The sequence below is a fragment of the Acinetobacter sp. YH12100 genome (assembly GCF_013419135.1).
In the GTDB taxonomy this organism is placed as follows: domain Bacteria; phylum Pseudomonadota; class Gammaproteobacteria; order Pseudomonadales; family Moraxellaceae; genus Acinetobacter; species Acinetobacter pseudolwoffii.
Genome location: NZ_VPAQ01000013.1, coordinates 84,020 through 104,750, shown reverse-complemented (window position 1 = coordinate 104,750; position 20,731 = coordinate 84,020). Strand labels below are relative to the sequence as shown.

General features: G+C 46.8%; 17 protein-coding genes and 1 riboswitch. Of the genes, 1 reads left to right on the top strand and 16 read right to left on the bottom strand.

The window, feature by feature from the left end; translation table 11 throughout:
- Positions 1 to 13: 13 nt before the first annotated feature.
- The 9 genes from pdxH to FTU40_RS10580 form a co-directional block, all read right to left on the bottom strand.
- Positions 14 to 670, bottom strand: a complete 657-nt coding sequence (gene pdxH, locus FTU40_RS10620; protein ID WP_180040794.1) for a pyridoxamine 5'-phosphate oxidase — start codon at positions 668 to 670, stop codon at positions 14 to 16.
- Positions 671 to 681: 11 nt separating this feature from the next.
- Positions 682 to 2,013, bottom strand: coding sequence for a phosphoglucosamine mutase (glmM, locus tag FTU40_RS10615; RefSeq protein WP_034608847.1), 1,332 nt, complete (start codon positions 2,011 to 2,013; stop codon positions 682 to 684).
- A 122-nt stretch (positions 2,014 to 2,135) separates the two neighbouring features.
- A complete protein-coding gene (guaB, locus tag FTU40_RS10610) occupies positions 2,136 to 3,602 on the bottom strand; it encodes an IMP dehydrogenase (RefSeq protein ID WP_180040792.1) in 1,467 nt (488 codons plus the stop codon).
- A 236-nt stretch (positions 3,603 to 3,838) separates the two neighbouring features.
- Positions 3,839 to 4,204, bottom strand: coding sequence for a YkgJ family cysteine cluster protein (locus FTU40_RS10605; RefSeq protein ID WP_074383866.1), 366 nt, complete (start codon positions 4,202 to 4,204; stop codon positions 3,839 to 3,841).
- A gap of 96 nt (positions 4,205 to 4,300) precedes the next feature.
- Complete coding sequence (locus FTU40_RS10600; protein WP_005095047.1) at positions 4,301 to 5,098, bottom strand: MBL fold metallo-hydrolase; 798 nt, start codon at positions 5,096 to 5,098, stop codon at positions 4,301 to 4,303.
- Between the two features lie 184 nt (positions 5,099 to 5,282).
- Entirely contained in the window at positions 5,283 to 5,858 is a 576-nt protein-coding gene (locus FTU40_RS10595; protein WP_005173234.1) for a TMEM165/GDT1 family protein, read from the bottom strand.
- 88 nt (positions 5,859 to 5,946) lie between these two features.
- Positions 5,947 to 6,074: riboswitch (yybP-ykoY riboswitch) on the bottom strand.
- 88 nt (positions 6,075 to 6,162) lie between these two features.
- A complete protein-coding gene (locus FTU40_RS10590) occupies positions 6,163 to 8,175 on the bottom strand; it encodes a 2-oxo acid dehydrogenase subunit E2 (protein ID WP_100329509.1) in 2,013 nt (670 codons plus the stop codon).
- 2 nt (positions 8,176 to 8,177) lie between these two features.
- Complete coding sequence (gene aceE, locus FTU40_RS10585; protein ID WP_180040790.1) at positions 8,178 to 10,880, bottom strand: pyruvate dehydrogenase (acetyl-transferring), homodimeric type; 2,703 nt, start codon at positions 10,878 to 10,880, stop codon at positions 8,178 to 8,180.
- Positions 10,881 to 11,208: 328 nt separating this feature from the next.
- Positions 11,209 to 11,892: a M23 family metallopeptidase gene (locus FTU40_RS10580; protein ID WP_180040788.1), complete on the bottom strand. Its 684-nt coding sequence runs from the start codon at positions 11,890 to 11,892 to the stop codon at positions 11,209 to 11,211.
- Between the two features lie 107 nt (positions 11,893 to 11,999).
- Between FTU40_RS10580 and FTU40_RS10575 the strand changes: the two genes are divergently transcribed.
- Entirely contained in the window at positions 12,000 to 12,440 is a 441-nt protein-coding gene (locus FTU40_RS10575; RefSeq protein ID WP_005095034.1) for a DciA family protein, read from the top strand.
- Between the two features lie 99 nt (positions 12,441 to 12,539).
- On the opposite strand, the gene lpxC is transcribed toward FTU40_RS10575, so the two are convergent.
- The 7 genes from lpxC to murG all read right to left on the bottom strand — a co-directional run bounded on the left by lpxC (position 12,540) and on the right by murG (position 20,653).
- A complete protein-coding gene (gene lpxC, locus FTU40_RS10570; RefSeq protein ID WP_005095032.1) occupies positions 12,540 to 13,442 on the bottom strand; it encodes a UDP-3-O-acyl-N-acetylglucosamine deacetylase in 903 nt (300 codons plus the stop codon).
- A gap of 126 nt (positions 13,443 to 13,568) precedes the next feature.
- Entirely contained in the window at positions 13,569 to 14,759 is a 1,191-nt protein-coding gene (gene ftsZ / locus FTU40_RS10565; protein ID WP_005095029.1) for a cell division protein FtsZ, read from the bottom strand.
- Between the two features lie 159 nt (positions 14,760 to 14,918).
- Complete coding sequence (gene ftsA / locus FTU40_RS10560) at positions 14,919 to 16,181, bottom strand: cell division protein FtsA (protein ID WP_005095026.1); 1,263 nt, start codon at positions 16,179 to 16,181, stop codon at positions 14,919 to 14,921.
- A gap of 69 nt (positions 16,182 to 16,250) precedes the next feature.
- Positions 16,251 to 17,105, bottom strand: coding sequence for a cell division protein FtsQ/DivIB (locus tag FTU40_RS10555; protein ID WP_180040786.1), 855 nt, complete (start codon positions 17,103 to 17,105; stop codon positions 16,251 to 16,253).
- Between the two features lie 2 nt (positions 17,106 to 17,107).
- Positions 17,108 to 18,037, bottom strand: coding sequence for a D-alanine--D-alanine ligase (locus FTU40_RS10550; protein WP_180040782.1), 930 nt, complete (start codon positions 18,035 to 18,037; stop codon positions 17,108 to 17,110).
- Between the two features lie 57 nt (positions 18,038 to 18,094).
- Complete coding sequence (gene murC / locus FTU40_RS10545) at positions 18,095 to 19,543, bottom strand: UDP-N-acetylmuramate--L-alanine ligase (RefSeq protein WP_100354938.1); 1,449 nt, start codon at positions 19,541 to 19,543, stop codon at positions 18,095 to 18,097.
- Positions 19,544 to 19,546: 3 nt separating this feature from the next.
- Positions 19,547 to 20,653: an undecaprenyldiphospho-muramoylpentapeptide beta-N-acetylglucosaminyltransferase gene (gene murG, locus FTU40_RS10540; protein WP_100354939.1), complete on the bottom strand. Its 1,107-nt coding sequence runs from the start codon at positions 20,651 to 20,653 to the stop codon at positions 19,547 to 19,549.
- Positions 20,654 to 20,731 lie beyond the last annotated feature (78 nt).

The window sequence follows — 20,731 nt, the reverse complement described above, 5'->3', positions numbered from 1 at the left end:
ATTTTTGGCATAATCAAGGCATCAAGCGTTGCAATTGCCATGCACCGTCAATTTTCTCATAGCTTAAACGATCATGCAGACGGTTCGGACGGCCCTGCCAGAATTCATAATAATCGGGTTCGAGACGATAACCGCCCCAAAACTCCGGTTTATCCAGCTGTTGCTGATTCGCCACCTGATTATGCAAATCCCAGAAACGCTGTTGCAGCTCTTCACGGCTGGCAATTACCCCACTTTGCGGGGTGCTGATATGCGCAGCAATCTGGCTGTCACGTGGGCGTTTATGATAGTAATCAGTCGACTCCCGTTCAGAAATCTTGATGACTTTACCACTCACCCGAATCTGACGTTCCTGATCCTGCCAATAGAACAATAATTCAGCATACGGATTTTCGGCCAGATCCAAACCTTTTTGGCTGTCATAATTGGTATAGAAATCATAGCCTGCTTCAGTCGCCCCGCGCAGTAATACTGTACGCACATGCGGACGACCTTGAGCATCCGCCGTTGCTAATGACATGGCATAGGGTTCATGCAGCTTCGCTTCTAGTGCATGGTTAAACCATTGCAAGAACTGCATATGCGGATTCGGGTTGACCTGCTGTTCTTGCAGCTCGCCTTTCTGATAATTCAGGCGTAGCTCACTCAGATCTTTGATCAGATCACTCATTCTTTCTTCCTCTAAGCGGCATTGGCACGTACAGCATCAGCTAATGAATTTGCCAGTGCAGTCACTTCACTTAAATCTTCGCCTTCCACCATGACACGAATCACCGGTTCAGTGCCTGATTTACGAATCAACAAGCGGCCACGCCCTTTAAGCTGCTGTTCGGCTTTTTCAAATTCAGCGGCCAAGGCCGGTACTGAATAAGGATCAAACATGGCATCTAAACGCACATTGACCAGGACATTTGGCAACAGTTGAAAATCAGCCACCAGCTCATGCAGGGCTTTCTTCTGTTCAACCATGACTGTCAGCACTTGCAAGGCGGCAATAATCGCATCACCGGTGGTGCTCTTGTCCAAGGTCAGAATATGCCCAGAAGGCTCACCACCAATCGTCCAGCCGTTTTCTTCCAGACCTTGCAACACATAACGGTCGCCGACTTTGGCACGTAATAATGGCACTTGAGCTTTTTCCAGTGCCAGTTCCAATGCCATATTGCTCATTAAGGTACCGACGATACCTGCCGGCTTTTTCGAGCTTTGCGTGGCAAGAATATACAGAATATGGTCGCCATCAATCAGCTTTCCAGACTTATCCACCAGAACTACACGGTCGGCATCGCCATCAAAAGCAACACCTAAGTCGGCCTGATGCTGGATCACGGCTTGTTGCAAGCTTTCAGGATGAGTCGAACCACAGTCTTTATTGATATTTAACCCGGTCGGTTCATTATGAATGGCAATCACACGTGCGCCCAGCTCACGGAACACAGCAGGCCCGACGTTATAGGCGGCACCATTGGCACAATCCACCACAATGGTGAGTTCATTCAAGTCCAGATGATAGGGGAAAGTCGATTTACAGAATTCAATATAGCGACCATTGGCATCTTTGACCCGGATACTTTTACCCAGGCTCGCGGTATCTTCAATGATGAAATCTTGTTCGAGTTCCTGATTGATTTCTTCTTGCAAGGCATCCGGTAATTTCTTGCCTTCCGCCGAGAAAAACTTAATACCGTTATCGAAATACGGATTATGCGAAGCAGAAATTACAATTCCCAGGCTGGCATGCAAGGCGCGGGTCAAATGGGCAATCGCCGGTGTTGGCAGTGGGCCTAAAAGATGAACATAGACGCCAGCCGCATTTAAACCTGCCTGCAAGGCGGCTTCCAGGATATAGCCAGACAAACGGGTATCTTTACCCAAAACCACCAAGGGCTTGGCTTTTTTACTATGACGCTTTAAAACCTTACCGGCTGCAAACCCCAATTTCAGGGCAAACTCAGGGGTAATCGGCAATTCGCCAAACTTTCCACGAATACCATCCGTACCAAAATAACTCATCTTTATCTCACTTCTTAGCGGATGATTGATCTCACCCATTTTTTCCCTGTGCCACACTTTACACCAAAATAAAAAAGCCGTCATTTGCATGACGGCTTTTAAAAATTTTAAATCACAGGAGATTAACCCACGCGATAGTTGGGTGCTTCTTTGGTAATGGTCACATCATGCACATGTGATTCCGACATACCGGCAGAAGTGATTTTCACAAACTTGGCATTTTGACGCAGGTCTTCAATCACGGCAGAACCGGTATAACCCATCGAAGAACGTAGGCCGCCCATCATCTGATGCACGATATTGCCCATTGGACCTTTGTACGGTACGCGACCTTCAATGCCTTCAGGAACCAGTTTCTCGGCACCGGCTTTAGAGTCCTGGAAGTAACGGTCAGCCGAACCGGTTGCACCCGCCATGGCACCCAACGAACCCATACCGCGGTAGGCTTTGTAGTAACGGCCTTGGAAGAATTCAACTTCGCCCGGTGCTTCTTCAGTACCGGCCATCAATGAACCGACCATAATGGTACTTGCACCCGCACCAATCGCTTTGGCCATATCGCCAGAGAAACGGATACCACCATCCGCGATCAAAGGAATCTGATCTTTCAGCGCATTGGCCACAGAATCGATTGCAGAAATTTGCGGCATACCAATACCGGCCACAATACGTGTGGTACAGATTGAACCCGGACCAATCCCGACTTTAACCGCATCCGCACCTGCATCAAGTAAGGCCAATGCAGCATCGCCAGTTGCGATGTTACCGCCAATCACCTGAACTTGTGGATAGTTGGCTTTCACCCAACGTACGCGCTCGATCACACCCGCAGAATGACCATGTGCTGTATCGACAACAATCACATCGACACCGGCTTCAACCAGCGCTTCAACACGGCTTGGAGTTTCTGCACCGGTACCGACTGCAGCACCGACACGTAGACGACCTAAATCATCTTTACAGCTGTTTGGATAAAGTTCAGCTTTACGGAAATCTGTCACCGTAATCAAGCCTTTCAGCTCTTGCTGATCATTCACCACCAATACTTTTTCAATACGGTGCTGCTGTAATAAGGCTTGGATATTTTCTTTCGATTCGCCTTCGCGAACTGTTACCAGACGATCCTGACCAGTCATGATGTTGCTGACTGGCTGCTCAAGATTGGTTTCAAAGCGTGTATCGCGACCGGTGACAATACCGACCACTTTGCCATCTTTCACCACTGGTACACCACTGATATTGTTGGCTTGAGTCAAAGCAATCAATTCACGTACTGTGGTTTCAGGAGTAACTGTAATCGGGTCTTTGACCATACCCGCTTCGAATTTTTTCACACGGCGCACTTCTGCAGCCTGAACAGCGATATCCATGTTCTTGTGCAAAATACCGATACCACCGTTTTGCGCCATTGCAATTGCCATACGGGACTCAGTCACCGTATCCATCGCTGCAGACACAAGAGGAATATTCAGGTTAATGCCACGGGTCAGGCGTGTCTTTAGAGAGACATCTTTTGGGAGAACAGTAGAATAGGCAGGGAGTAATAGGACATCATCGAAGGTTAACGCGTCTTGAACGATGGTCAACATAACAGTCTCACTGGTAATTTCCGTGCACTATTATAAACAAATATCGACTTAAATTTCATTGCAATTGCAAAATTATTTTTGCATTAAAATAGTTTTGAGGGCTGGATTTTTTCCAGTGAATCAATTTGAGAACTACGACATCAGAAAAGAACTGACCACAGTAGTCTGATGCTTGAACTCAATCCCGATACTTTGAAAAGCTAAAAAGCAGAGCCTAAACTCTGCTTTGGGTCGATTTAGCTGACGTATTCAAAACTGTCATCATTGTCAGCTTCATCATTTTCAATCTGAATAAAAGGCAACATATTATGTGCCAAACGGGCTTTATTGCATTGATCATCGGCGATCTGTACTTCTTTGCAGGATGAACTGCGCAGCTCGTACATACCGCAACTGACCTGCTGGCCAATGGTGCCATCCAGTGCAATACAGCGTGGATTTTTTTGATTGGTTCCAGCCATACATGAATAAACTGCTGTTACAGGTTCCGTATAATGCTCAGGCATATGAATCCCTTCAGCCCAGTAAAACGAAACCCTGAAATAGGCGCAGCACGCCCCGCAGCTTAAACATGCATCTGGTGTTGGAACTTGAGATAACATTTCTTATAAGTTCTCATGATCAAAAAAAAGTTTTTTGGAGAAGAAATATAAAAAATGTTGTTTTTCTACACAAGAAAAATTTTATTTTTCTGTGAACTATTCAGGACAGGTAAAAACAGTTTCGTCCATCAGGTCGGTGCCACATTGCAGCGTTTCAATCCAGTCCAGAAACTGGGTGATCTGCTCTTTACCCATAAAAGGCGTGCCATGCTGCGGCACAATCATCTCGATATCCATGCCCCGCACCATGTTCACCCAAAGACGAATCACCTTGTTATTGCACATATAACGCTGATGAAAGCTTTTCATTTTTGGGATATGCGCAGCAAAGTTTTCCAATGGTTTGGCAGCATCATCGACCATCGATGCACCCATATCTCCCGAAAACAGGATCTTGGCAATCGGATCATAAAACTGGAAATTGCCCACCGAATGCAGAAAATGCGCTGGCACCGCCACGATATTGGCATTGCCCAGGGGAATGATCTGGCCGTGATCCGGGAGCTCGACCAGCCGATCCAGCCAGTTGCCTTTCATCCGGTCACTCATAAAGGCCGAGTTTAAATGTGGCAAAAAACGCGCCCAGAGCTTGGAAGCCACCACTTTGGCATCGGTATATACCAGCCAGCGTGGCATCGAAGTAATGATGTCAGGATCCTGATGCGAAGCCATGACATAATCCAGATTGGTCAACCGGGTGTATTTATTCAGTTCCATGGTTAGCGGAACATAGGTGAGATCACCACCCGGATCGAGTACCGCCGCCCGCTCGTTATCAATGATTAAAAACTGGTTTGCCTGAACGCCTTCACCTTTGACCAGACTGGTAAAACTGATGCATTTATGTGTCCCGTCATCAAACAGGACCTGCGATGTGGTGCGTTCAAAAACCATGTATATATTCCCCGATTTAAATTTAAAAGTGCTGTTTTATACCCATATAACATATAAGTATTTAGTTGAACTTACAATCAATAAAACTGGCCATATCACACTACTTATCAAAGTTTTAAGCTTATTTTAGGCATAAAAAATCCTGAGTTTTTAGCTCAGGATTCATGCAATTATTACTGTATTTTTAAAATAAATAATATTGAAGCAGAGTGGCGACACCAATCACCAGGAAAATGGCCGCGCCAATTTTATGAATCAGGCTGATCGGCAGCCTGTTCGCCAGTTTATCTCCTAGAAATACCGCAGGTGCATTGGCCAGCATCATCCCCAAAGTGGTACCGAGCATCACCCAGAATATACTATCGAAACGTGCTGCCAGCGCGACTGTGGCAATCTGGGTTTTATCGCCAATTTCTGCCAGAAAGAACAAAATGAAGGTCGCAGCAAATACCCCGAATTTTTGCCATTTATTGATACTGGCATTTTCATCTCCGAGTTCATCCGGAATCAGCATCCAGGCCGCCATCGCAATAAAACCAATCGACACAATCCACAGCAACACTTCCGGCCCAATCACCGTGGTGATCCATTGTCCCAATACCGCAGAAAGGCCATGGTTAATCAGCGTCGCCAATAAAATAGCAACTAAAATAGGAACGGGTTTGCGAAAACGTGCGGCAAGCAGCAAAGCCAGCAGTTGGGTTTTGTCACCCATTTCAGCCAGTGCCACAATTGCGGTCGACAGTAAGAATTCATACATGAGGTCTTTCTCTGGCTAGCATCCAATACCAATGACTCACCGCTCCTGCTAGCCAAAATCTGCAGAGTGGTAAATCAAAGGTCTTGCCAACAAAAGAAAGCTTCGAGAAGCTCATTTGGTTTTTTGCTATGATGACCATGTCCGGTTCAGGACAAATATGTTGACCATCACCCTTCTGCTTTGCGCAAAAGGCGGCTACTCCCCAATGAAGTGCGCCAAGTATAGAATCAAATCCATTATTTTTCAATGTGGCAAAAATAAACCCCGCCGAAGCAGGGTCTATGATTGAAATAATCTGATCAGATTAAATCAATAAAGTACGGATATCTTTGAGCAGCTGGGTCAGCTTGTTGGTGAAACGCGCAGCATCTGCACCATTAATCACACGGTGATCGTATGACAAAGACAATGGTAGCATCAAGCGTGGATCAAAACCTTCACCATTCCAGACCGGTTGCATGGTGGCAGGTGAAATTCCCAGAATTGCCACTTGCGGCCAGTTCACCAGTGGCGTAAATGCCGTACCACCAATTGAGCCCAGGCTGGTAATGGTAAAGTTCGCCCCTTGCAGATCTTTCGGCGACAATTTCTTGTCACGCGCTTTTTGACCCAAGCTTCCCAGCTCAGTGGCAATCTGTTTAATCGACTTCTGATCGGGATGACGCAATACCGGAACCGTTAAACCATCTGGCGTTGCCACCGCGATCCCCATATGGATCTCGTTACGTAGCAGGACTGACTTGCCATCATCGGCCAAGTGACCAGCAAACTCGCGCTCTTCTTTTAACAAGTGCGCAACTGCTTTGATGATGAAGGCCATAATGGTCAGGCTCAGGCCTTCTTTCTTGAAGTTGCCTTTCAGCTCATTACGCCACGCTTCCAGTTCAGTAATATCGGCTGCATCAAACTGGGTCACTTGCGGAATGAAATTATTCAGCGACAACTGCGGAATAGACACTTGTTGCAAACGCGTCAAGGCTTTTTCTTCCACACCACCAAAAGCACTAAAGTCTGGCAATTTTGGTAGACCTGCGGCTTGAACAGCAGCGGCTACAGGAGCAGCCTGCGGCGCAGTCAGGCGCGCTTTGACATAAGCCTTCAGATCTTCTTTCATCACCCGGGCATTGGAACCTGAAGCCTGAACTTCTGACAATACTACGCCCAGTTCACGTGCCAGTTTACGTACAGCAGGGCCGGCATAGACTTTCGAGTTGGCGACATTCTGCTCTTTCGTCAGCTTGTCGGCATTGTCAGAGGTCGCCACCGCTGGAGTAGAAGATGCCGCAGGTGCTGCTTTGGTGGTCTCTACTGGTGCAACAGCTGCTTTCGGTGCTTCCGCTTTAGCCGCAACAGGTGCAGCCTCTGCTTGCGCTTCAGCTTGAATTGTCATCAGTGCAATGCCTTCAGAGACATTTTGTCCCAGCTCAACATGAATCGCCTTGATCACCCCAGCAGTTGTGCTTGGCACTTCAACCGTGGCTTTGTCTGATTCCACCACGATGATGCTCTGGTCTTTTTCAACCGTATCACCGACAGAAACCAGAATTTCAGCCACAGCTGCTTTGTCTACACCCAGATCAGGCACCATCACTTCAACATCACCCGCAGGTGCTGCTGCAGCTTGAGCCACTGGCTCCGCTTTAGCATCTTGAACTGGCGCAGCTTCAGCTTTTGGCGCTTCTGCTGCAACAGTCGGGGTCGATCCTGAAGTTTTCACTTTTAGAATCACCACACCTTCTTTAATCGTGTCGCCTTCTTTAATGTCGATGGATTCCACCGTACCTGCAACCGTACTTGGCACTTCAACAGTCGCCTTGTCCGATTCCACCACCACGATGCTTTGATCCACCTCGATTTCATCACCGACAGAGACCAAAATTTCACCGACAGTGGCTTTCTCTACACCAATATCGGGGACTTGAACATCGACCACTTGTGAACTTGCTTGAGCCTCAGGCGCAGCAGAAACTTTTGGCTGATGTGATGCCAGTTCTTGCATGATTTCCTGATCAGGCAAAGACGTAGGTGTATTTTCTGAGGTTTTTTGTGAGGCATCTGCTTGCTGTGGCTCGACCACATCCGTACTGCCATCTTCAGCTTGCAGTTCAATCAGTACCGCGCCTTCAGTCACTTCATCACCCTGACTGACCAGAATGCTTTTCACCACCCCTGCTGAAGTGCTGGGCACTTCAACAGAGGCTTTATCGGATTCAAGCAACACGATGCTGTCATCAATCGCAATCGTATCACCGACTTTGACCAGAATTTCGGCCACGGTTGCCTGATCTACACCAATATCGGGAGTCGTAATTTGCATGCTTAGTTCTCCTCTTTGTAGTCAGCAACAGCATGTACAGATGGGGTGTCTTGCGGTGCCCAAGCCACCGGACGATCGGTATCCAGCTCAAACGTCGAGATCGCGTCTTTCACCAGGCGCGGATCAACTTCACCTTCATCTGCCAGTTTTTTCAGGGTGGCCACTACAATATGTGCAGCATCAACACCAAAGTAGCTGCGCAAGTTGCCACGTGTATCTGAACGGCCATAACCGTCAGTACCCAGTGCTACGAATGGACGGTTATCCGGAAGATAAGCACGAATCTGTTCACTATAGGCACGCATGTGATCGGTTGCAGATACCACAATACCTTCAGTACCACAGAGCTGTTTCGATACCCATGCTTCTTTCACGTCTTCAGCCAGCGGATGCAAGCGGTTGTATTCTTCACATGCCATGCCGTCACGTGCCAGTTCATTGAAGCTGGTCACACTGTAGACATTCGAGTGGATCTGGTATTCCTCACGCAGGATCTTCGCTGCCTTGATCACTTCACGCAGAATCACACCTGAGCCCAGTAACTGAACGGTAGCTTTCTCGTCTTCTTCAAGCAGGTACATACCGCGCTTGATACCTTCTTCAACACCTTTTGGCATTTCAGGATGTTCGTAGTTTTCGTTCATTACGGTCAGGTAATAGAACACACGTTCCTGATTCACATACATACGTCGTAAACCGTCATGCACGATCACTGCCAACTCATAACCAAAACATGGGTCATAAGCGACACAGTTTGGAATGGTACTGGCCAGGATATGTGAATGACCATCCTGATGCTGCAAGCCTTCACCGTTCAGTGTGGTACGGCCTGCTGTTGCGCCCAGCAAGAAACCTTGTGCCTGTGCATCACCTGCAGCCCATGCAATATCACCGATACGCTGGAAACCAAACATCGAGTAGTACATGTACATCGGAATCATTGGCAGGTTATTGGTTGAATAACTGGTGCCTAATGCCGCCCATGCACTCATGGCACCGGCTTCGTTAATCCCTTCTTGCAACATGTGACCGTCTTTGGCTTCACGGTAATGCATCAGCTGTTCTTGGTCTTCCGGAGTATATTTCTGGCCATGCGCGGCATAAATACCCAACTGACGGAACATGCCCTCCAGACCGAAAGTACGTGCTTCATCAGGTACGATTGGCACAACACGATCTTTAATCGCTTTCTCTTTAAGAAGTGCCGAGATTAAACGCACCATCACCATCGTGGTGGACTGTTCTTTGCCGTTCGAACCCGCCAAGACCGAATCAAATACAGACAGCTCAGGAATTGCCAACTGCTCGCTGTCTTTGCGACGTGCAGGTAGATAACCACCCAGCGCTTCACGACGAGCCTTCATATATTTAATTTCAGGAGAATTTTCACTAGGACGATAGAACGGCACTTCTTCCAGCTGTTCATCAGTGAAAGGAAGATTGAAACGGTCGCGCACATATTTCAAAGAATTAATCTGCATCTTCTTGATTTGGTGAGTTTTGTTGACTGCTTCGATTTCCTCGGACAAACCATAACCTTTGACGGTTTTCGCCAGAATCACGGTCGGCTGACCTTTGGCCGTACATGCTTCGGCATAAGCCGCAAAGACTTTGTACGGGTCGTGGCCACCGCGGTTCAGATTATCAATATCTTCATCACTTAAATCTTTCACCAGCTCTTTGGCTTCTGGGTATTTACCGAAGAACTTTTCACGTGCGTAAGCACCACCTTTTACCTGGTAACGCTGGAAATCGCCATCGACGGCTTCTTCCATCACTGCTTTCAGTGCACCGGATTTATCTTTATCCAGTAGTGGATCCCAATGACGGCCCCACACAACTTTAATCACACGCCAGCCTGCGCCGCGGAATAGTGACTCAAGTTCCTGAATGATCTTGCCATTACCACGTACCGGACCATCCAGACGTTGCAAGTTACAGTTCACCACCCAGATCAGGTTATCGAGCTTTTCGCGACCTGCCAGAGAAATTGCACCCAGGCTTTCCGGCTCGTCCATCTCGCCATCACCCAAATACGCCCAAACCTTACGATCTTCTTCTTTGATCAGGCCACGGTTCATCAGGTACTTTTGAATATGTGCCTGATAAATCGACATGATTGGGCCCAGACCCATCGATACGGTTGGGAACTGCCAGTAGTCCGGCATCAGATAAGGATGCGGATAAGATGGCAGACCTTTACCGCCGACTTCGCGACGGAAATTATTCAGATGCTCTTCGGTCAGACGGCCTTCCAAAAATGAACGCGCGTAAATACCCGGTGCACAATGGCCCTGGTAATAGATCATGTCACCGCCAAAGTGGTCACTGTTGGCCCGGAAAAAGTGGTTAAAGCCGACATCGTAAAGGGTCGCAGAAGAAGCAAAGCTCGCCAGGTGACCACCGAGGTCATCACCGGTTTTATTCGCACGCAATACCATTGCCAGAGCATTCCAACGGATCAGCGCACGAATACGACGCTCCATATCCTGATCACCCGGCATGGCAGGCTGTTCTTCAACAGAAATCGTATTTAAGTAGGGAGTATTTAAACGCTGAATAGGAACATGCTTTGCGATTGCGCGTTGATAAAGTTTTTCTAATAAAAATGCTGCACGCTCAGTGCCCATATGCTGCAAAACCGAATCAAATGCATCTTGCCATTCCTGGGTTTCTTGCGCGTCTGTATCACCATAAAACGCCATAATCTACAGTTCCTAAAAGCCTAATCTAATAGCCTATATGTACCATATTTGAGACCTCAGCTGGTATGGCCCTAGCTGAATGCGATTTGGCAGTACTATTTAGGAACTAAATGATTGGTGACGTATAATTACACTACATAACAAAAAACAGCCAATAAAGGCGATTTATTATACAATCATTATAATAGTTGGTGATAATATCAGACTTAAAAGCGATTATCTGAAGAACCCTTCAATGTGAGTTGAAGAGCCTTAGCTTAATCGCTTTGAAATGCTTATTGGAGAGATGCTTATGTATAAAGAGCCTAATAGAAATTCAGGTCTATACTTAAGGTAACATGGCCAAATAAGTAGATGGGTTTTTACGTTGACCGTCTTTTACAACTTCATAATGCAAGTGTGGACCGGTACAGCGGCCAGTACAGCCAACGTTGGCAATATGATCACCTGCCTGTACCTGTTCTCCCACACGTGCAATAAGACGTGAAGCATGAGCATAACGTGTTAAATAGCCGTTGCCATGATTGATTTCAACATATTGCCCATAACCTGTACCCCAACCTGACTTGGTCACAATACCGGGACCAGTAGCATAGATCGGTGTACCGCTTGGTGCAGCAAGATCAAGGCCTGAATGATTTTCAGCACGGCCACCCATGGTACGACCGCCGTAACTTGAACTTATGCGAGAATTAGGTAAAGGATGGGAAATCAACCAAGAGTAAGTGCTGTTTGCTGCCGCTTTGTTAGATGAAGTACTGGCATACTTCTGAGCAAGTGTTCGATTGTTAAGCTCAACAGGTTTCTCACGCAGTTGAACATTTAATTTGGTTTGCGCTGGGATATCGATATCATCTGGATGAGTATATGCACCCTGTGCCAAAGTCCGTGTCAATTGCTCGATACGATCTGTTGAACCATTTTCTTGATTTAGATTGACTAAATCTGCAAACGCTACCGAGGCAGCTGAAGCCGACAAAGAAAATGCCAACAAAATACGTCGCATATGCATAAAAAACCTCTCTAAACTGCTTTAATCGAGTTCCTTGAAGATCTCTATCCTTGATATCCACTAAAAGAAGCGCATAAGATTAAGACATAAACATGTAGGAATTATGTATGTCGGAACCTGTCAACGTTTTTCAACAAACCAGAAAACAGATAAAAACAGGAAACTTTTCGTTTCTCTCATCACAAGTTGCTGCCTGGCAGAAACTTACGAAACTCGTACAACCGCTATTGCCCCAACCGGAACGCTGGCAAGTTGTGTGCTATCAAAATGGTGTGTTAACGATTACCGGTGAAAACCAGGCCATGATCAGTCAATTGGCCTATCTTCAAAAGCAATACATTTCACAACTCTCTCAAATAAATGAATTAACAGATCTTACAAAACTTCAAGTTTGTTTGCGGAATCCTTCACAAACGCAACCTGTTGCAGCAACACCTGAAAGAGCCTTAAATGCAGAAACACAGGAATTACTTCGTGGTGCAGCTGACTTTATAAGCGACCCTAAGCTTAGCCAAGCTTTGCTACGTTTGGCAAGCAATAAAAAGTAACATAGCAATCAAATGTAATAAATTAGAAAAGCAGTATTATGCGACACATGTCACACTATTGACGCAATAACTAAAACATAAAGACACAAACACAATGACTTATGTCACATTCACATACATGATTGGACAATTGGCCTCGTCATCAAATGTTACAATTTCATAGCAGCTTGGATCACTTTTCACATTGCGCAACAGCTGATTATTCAAAGCATGTCCAGATTTATAACCATCAAATTTGGCAATGATCTGATGTCCAAGCAGATACAAATCCCCGACTGCATCCAAAATTTTATGGCGTACAAATTCATCAGAGAACCTTAGACCCTCTTCATTCACCACTCCGGTTTCATCCACACCAATGGCATTCTCCAAACTGGCTCCCAGTGCCAGATTATTGGCTTTGAGATAATCCAGATCTTTCATAAAACCAAAGGTACGTGCTTCACTAACCTCATAAACAAAAGTTTCAGTCGAGAAATCGATACTGGCGGACTGATGTTCTTTTTTAAAAGCAGGATGATCAAAATCAATGGTGAAATTCAGCTGGAAGCCATGGTGCGGACTAAAAATGGCACGCTTATCATCAATCAGTGCTTCAACCGGTTTAATAATCTTGACGAATTTTTTCGCAGCATCCAGTTCTTGCAGACCACCTTGCATGAGCAAATAGATAAACGGGCCTGCACTGCCATCCATAATCGGCACTTCCGAGGCAGAGACTTCGATAATCAGGTTATCAATTCCTAAACCGGCAATCGCACTCATGACATGTTCAATCGTACCGACTTTGGCATTTTCCTGAACCAGATTCGAGCACATGAAAGCTTCCTGAATCAGCATCGCATCGGCAGGAATGTCGACCGGCGGATTCAGGTCAATACGACGAAACACAATTCCCCCATCGGCATGGTGCGGCACAAAGTTAATCATGACTTTTTGCCCACTGTGAAGACCGATTCCGCTCGCTTTCACGATACGTTTCAGGGTACGTTGTTTCAACATGCTTCTTTCATCTGTTCATCAATAAAACCGCTATACGTTAGCATATTTGGCCATTGAGAAAAAACAAAAAGGTGGCTTAAAAGCCACCTTTCCTGTGTAATCATGGTAAACACATGATGTTACATGTTATTTACGCTGTTGATTCTTAAGATAATCCTGAATACTCATTGGCGTTGGACGCGGGCTCGAAACTGATGCTGCAGCATTCGCTGGCGTAGCGGTTTCATGCTGTTGGCGCTGAATCGCTGGTACATCGTCATCTTCTACCACAGCCTGTGAAGCTGCTGCTGGGCGCGTTGCCTGTACATTGGTACGTTTAGTCGGTTCAACTGAATCCGCTGCATGACGGGTTAAACCCGTTGCAATCACGGTCACACTGATTTCATCACGTGCATCCGGATCAAATACCGTACCGTAGAACACCTGACCTTCATCCAAATCGACAATCTGGTTAACAACATCGGTGATTTCTTCAATTTCACCGAAAGTGACATCATCGCCACCCGTTACGTTAATCAGAATACCTTTGGCATTCATGATGGTTACGTTATCGAGTAATGGGCTACGGATAGCCTGTTCAGCAGCCTGACGGGCACGGTTTTCACCACGACCTAAACCAACACCCATCATGGCATAACCACGAGTACTCATCGCTGTTTTCAAATCGGCGAAGTCAAGGTTGATATGACCCGGACGTACCACAAGATCAAAAATACTGCGTACCGCATTCAGTAGCACATCATCCGCTTTTTTATAGGCATCTTTCATTGAAATATCACGGAAGACTTTCAATAAACGCTGATTTGGAATGATGATCAATGAGTCGACATGCTGCTCAAGCGCTTCAATGCCTTTTTCCGCAGATTGTAAACGGCGCTTGCCCTCAAAGTTGAATGGCGTCGTCACCACACCAACCGTCAGGATACCCATTTCTTTGGCAATTTCAGCAACCACTGGCGCAGCACCCGTTCCGGTACCACCGCCCATACCCGCAGTGACAAAGACCATATCGGTCCCTTCAAGCTGCTGGCGGATCAGTTCACGGCTTTCTTCTGCTGCAGTCTGACCCACTTGCGGATTGGCACCTGCACCCAGACCACGGGTACTTTGCTCACCCAGCTGAATTTTAAATTCGGCTTCCATGCGATCGAGTGCCTGCTTGTCCGTATTGGCACAAACAAACTTTACGCCCTGGATATCGGACTGCAACATGTGTTGTACAGCATTACCACCCGCACCGCCTACACCAAACACAGTGAAACGGGCTTGACCATTGCTATCGCTATGATCGTCTTCGAAAAATTCAAATGAGGCCATGACCTATAAAATTCCTAATTCATAATTGGCAGTCACTAAGCCCGTACACTGCCTTAATCTTAATAAAATTGTTTTTAAGAATGCTGCTCATGCGTTAACTTGTCAAGTACAAGCCCGATTAACTACATCTTCTCAACAATATTCACAATAAAAATCGACTTAAAAGATTGATTTCAAGGTGTCATTAAAGCCAGACCAAGCCCGCTTGACGCGCTGAGTTAACGATAATCGCTCTACATCATCCTGTTCTACAATCGTGTCTTGAGTATCACTCTGACTAAACATCAGCAAACCCGCGACCGTACTATATTGCGAACGGCGTAGCGCCGCCTGATGCTGTTCATCGGCATACACCTGCGTTGGTGGATTACCCAAATGAGCTGACACACCCAAGGTACGGCGTACAAAACTCACCATACCTTCAATATGACTGGCATCACCGGTCAGGACCACACCATGATACAAGCCCTGCATCGCGCCATTTTTCACCAGTTCATCACGCACCAATCCAAGAATTTCGTCATAACGCGCCATGATAATTTCGGTCAGCTCAATCCGGCTGATGGTTTGTGGCCCATCAATCCCCTGGAACTGAATCATATGGTCAGGCTTAACCACTTTCAGGTCTACGCAGCCATACAGCAGTTTCAGGCGTTCAGCTTCTTCGGTCGTGGTCTGCAACACCGCCGCAATATCACGGGTCACATGCTCGCCACCACGCTGGAAGGTATGGGTTAAGGCCAGACGACCATCCACATACACCGCCACATTGGTGGTGCCGGCACCGATATCGACCAGACAGACGCCATATTCTTTTTCATCTTTGAGCAGACTGGCCTCAGCAGTTGCCAGACTTGAGACCACCATTTTTTCCACACCAATATTGGCGCCCTTGAGGGCACGGTCAATATTTTGCATGGTGCTAATCGGCAGCATCATCAGATGATAATGACCAGTCATGCTATGTGCAGACATGCGAATCGGATTCAGCACCCACTCTGATGAGTCATCCAGCTCGAAGCCCAGAGGCACAGCACTGACCAGATAATGGTCTGAAGTCAAATGACTGGCTTTGGCCAACTCCAGTGCACGAACCACTTCGCTGGTGGTAATCGCATGTTCGCTATTGTCGATCGAGGTTCGACCTGAAGCATAAAAGCTTTTTAATTCGGCACTTGGAATAGAAACCCAAGCAGAATGCACCCGACACTCCGCCATATCTTCTGCTTCTTGGACGGCATTTTTAATTGCGGTAATAACTTTATCGAGACTGACAATTTTCCCTTTACTCATGCCTCGGTTACGAGCGGTAGCCATACCAATCACTTGGATATTGTCTGGCGCGTGTACCTTGCCAATCAAAACTGAAACTTTGTGTGTCCCAATGTCAATCGCCACAACCGAGGGAACAGCTTCACTCATTATTCACTACTACCATTACATGTTTGTTAGATTTATGGCTTGAATGCCTCTATTTTTTAAAGCCGATCATTATGGCTTTACTGTTACATTATTCTCAACGCCCGTGTCATCAATGGTTACAATAAAATGCCCATTTACAATTTTAGGCGGAATTGAATTTTTCCACTGTATCGACAATCCATTGCGATAACGCAGGTCGATGGCCGAAATTTTAGACCAGACCGACTTTAAGTCGCTTTGAGACAGATGGCTCAAGCGCTGTAATTTGCTCATGGTCTGATCTTTATCAACAATTATTCTTAAACCCGAATCAAACTGCATAAACCAGGTCATTCGCTCGGTGAGATAGAGTTCTTTTAGACGAATGCCGTGTGGCAAAAATAACTGATTAATTTCATTATAACGACGCATCATGGTTTCTGCATGGCTCGCCGGCCCATGTAGTAACGGTAATGCCTCATAATTCTTGGGTGTGACTTCGGTGAAAATGACACCACTGTCACTCAATAAACGTCCTGTGCCCCAACGTGCAATCGCATGATGTGGCATGATCCGTACCCGAATGCCATTTGGCCATGCTCGGGAAACCACCACCCGATCCACCCAGGACAGCTCCAGGGTACGATCTCGGATCGCTTCCAGATCCGAAGTAAAATAGTTTTCGGTCACAACCGGTGACACATATTGCATGACCTGACGCTGTTCAGCAGCCGAGCGGGTACCTAACACGCCCAGCTCTGCCACTTCGGTATTGGTCATGACTTTATATAAGCCCAATATTCCAAAGGCCAGCACTAGCACTGCAATACACAACAATAACCAGCCACCAAAATTGGACAGCTTTTCTTTGCGTGTCGGCGGCTTGTCGTGAATTGAGGTAATCGCAGCACGTTTACGGCGCATGGAAACAGGAAGTTGAGCCATATTTAGTGTGCCGACCCGGTCAGGGTCTGTTCCAGAATCGCAACACACAGGTCATCAAAACTATAACCGACTGCAGCTGCCGCTTTTGGCACCAAAGAATGACTGGTCATGCCCGGTACGGTATTCACTTCCAGTAGCCAGAAGTTGCCCCGTTCATCCTGCATGGCATCAATCCGGCCCCAACCGCTGGCACCGACTGCCTGAAATGCACGCAGACTCAAGGCTTTTAACTGTTGCTCTTCAGCTTCGGTCAAACCACATGGAATGCCATATTGCACATCGTTACGGTTATATTTGGCTTCATAATCATAGAAAGCAACATCTTGAGGTGGTTCAAGACGAATCACTGGCAGCGCCTGACCATTTAAAACCACAATGGTGAATTCACGGCCGGTAATCCATTGTTCTGCCATCACCACGGCATCATGTTCAGTTGCCTTGGCAATTGCTTCTGCAAAGTCTTCAATTTTTTCAACCTTGCTCATGCCGATACTGGAACCTTCATGTACCGGTTTGATAATCAAAGGCAGGCCTAAAGAATTGACGATATCAGCTGCATCGGAATCTTTGGTAACAATACGATAAGGCGCTGTCGGCAATTCCGAACCCTGCCAGACCTGCTTGGTCTTGACCTTGTCCATGCCGATTGCAGAGCCTTGTACCCCCGTACCGGTATAGGGCACATTTAGCCATTCCAGTACACCCTGAATCTGACCGTCTTCACCACCACGACCATGCAATACAATGAAAGCACGGTCATAATTTACCAGTTCTGTGACACTACGTTGCTGCGGGTCAAAAGCTTCCGCATTGACCCCTGAACGCACTAATGCCTCAAGTACCGCCGTACCACTGTCTAGAGAAACCTCACGCTCTGCAGATTTACCACCAAGCAACACGGCAACTTTTCCGAATTTTGAAGCATTTGACACGTTTATATCCTTAAACTTTTTTCAATCTGGTCAATTCAATTCAGTCATGCAAGATGACTATTTTATATATAAGTGATTTTGCGCAAGTTCGACTGAGATTGCTCCAACATTACCTGCGCCTTGGGTTAATAACAAGTCATTTGCTTGCAATACTTTTCTCATGATCTGATTCAGATTACCGTCCACCGCATCGACCAGAATTGGCTCAACTTCGCCACGTAAACGAATGCTGCGGGCTAAAGTACGGCTGTCCGCCCCGACAATCGGTTTTTCACCGGCAGGATAAACATCCAATAACAATAACTGGTCTACAGTAGAAAGTACTTCCACAAAATCATCAAAACAGTCACGGGTACGGCTATAACGGTGTGGCTGGAACATCATCACCAGGCGACGATCCGGATGACTCTGACGCGCGGCTTTAATGGTGGCTTCGACTTCTTTTGGATGATGACCATAATCATCCACCAGTTTTACATTACCACCCTCAATTTCAAATTCGCCCTGAACTTCGAAGCGACGGCCTACCCCACTGAAACCTTCCAGTGCACGGCAAATAGAAGCATCAGACACGCCTTCATCGGTCGCGACACCAATCGCAGCCAAGGCATTCAGGACATTATGTAAGCCTGGCTGATTCACGGTCACACGTAATGGCTCACGCTCTTTACGCAATACGGTAAAGTGCGTTTGCATGCCGTCCTGATCGACATCTATCGCGCGAATGTCATTGTCTTCATTAAAACCGTAGGTCAGCACTGGACGTGCAATTCGTGGCATGATTTCACGAATATTGGCATCATCACCACAGACCACGGCCAGGCCATAAAATGGCAGTTTTTGCAGGAACTGGATAAAAGTATCTTTCAGCACATCGAAGCTACCGCCATAGGTATCCATATGGTCGGCATCGATATTGGTCACTACAGCAGCCATAGGTTCCAAGTGCAGGAAAGAGGCATCCGATTCATCGGCTTCTGCCACGATATAACGGCTGGCACCCAGAGCAGCATTCATACCGGTACGGTTCAGCAAACCGCCGATCACATAGGTTGGATCCATGTTTTCTTCAGCCAGCATACAGGTGATCAGACTGGTGGTCGTGGTTTTGCCATGAGTACCGGCAACCGCAATACCATGACGGTAACGCATCAGCTCACCCAGCATTTCTGCACGGCGAACCACAGGAATACGACTTTCAATCGCGGTTTTAATTTCCGGGTTTTCCTTGTCAATCGCAGTAGACACCACGATCACATTGGCCCCTTTAATATTATTTGCAGTGTGCCCGATATAAACCTTGATCCCATTTTCTTCCAGCTGCGCCGTGGTATTGGATGCCTTGATATCTGAACCGGAAACTTTATAGCCCTGGTTTTTCAGCACTTCGGCAATACCACACATGCCTGCACCGCCAATGCCCACAAAATGAATGTGTTTGATACGGCGCATTTCCGGCACTTTAATTAATTTTTTCGCTTGTTCAGCTGGGGTTACTGGAGACATAGTTTACTCGAATGATAATTCTTGAATTAAACGGACCACATGTTGAGTCGCATCGGGTTGAGCCTGTCGACGTGCTTTTACCGCCATCTCCATTAATAGCTGGCGATTCAGCATCGGCTCTAATAAGGTTTTTAAACTTTCCGGGGTCATACTGGCCTGTGGGCAGATTTTTGCCGCATTAATCTTGGCCAGAAAACCGGCATTGGCAGTCTGGTGATCATCCACCGCACTTGGAAGCGGTACAAAAATCGCAGCCACACCTGCCGTCGCAATTTCGGTCACCGTCAATGCGCCAGCACGACAGATCACCACATCGGCATCACTATAGGCTTTGGCCATATCTTCAATAAAAGGCTGGACTTCGACGTGCAGATTTGCCGGAGCATTGGCATAACATGCACGCGTCGCCTCAGCATGGTTTTGACCACACTGATGATAGACATTTAAAGGCACATTGAACTGTTTTAAGGCTTCAGGCACCCGTTCATTTAAGGCCTGCGCCCCCAAAGATCCACCTACGATTAAAATGCGTAAGGGTAATCCTGCTTTTTCACGCTCCTGATAACGCCAGGACGGATTTAAAATGTCACTAATTTCTTGGCGCACCGGATTGCCCGTGGTCACGATTTTATCCTGTGCGGGAAAGGTGTCCGGAAACGCCTGACACACCGTCTTGGCAACACGCGACAATTGGCTATTGGTAAAACCGGCCACCGCATTCTGCTCATGAACCAGCACCGGAATACCTAGGATACGCGCAGCCAGACCACCCGGCCCTGCCACATAACCACCAAAGCCGGCTACGGCATCGACTTTTAGCTGCTTCATGTATTTCATGGCACTAAAAGTCGCTTTCATGATTTTAAAAGGGGCCAAGGCCTTACGCACAAAACCATTACCACGCACACCCTGAATATCAATTTGATAAACAGGAATATTCTGATTTTTTAATAAACGATTTTCCATGCCTGCAGGCGTAGCCAGCCAAGACACTGTTATTCCCTGTTGTTGTAGGTCTTTGGCAACAGCTAACGCTGGAAACACATGTCCACCTGTACCTGCGGCCATCATCATGACATGTTTAGGCTGTTTTTGCTGAGCGTCGGTCACTGTCTAATTCTTCAATTCTAAAATGGAGCAGGAAATCTGATCTAAGTAATCAATTGTAATCACAATCGTCAGGCCTTG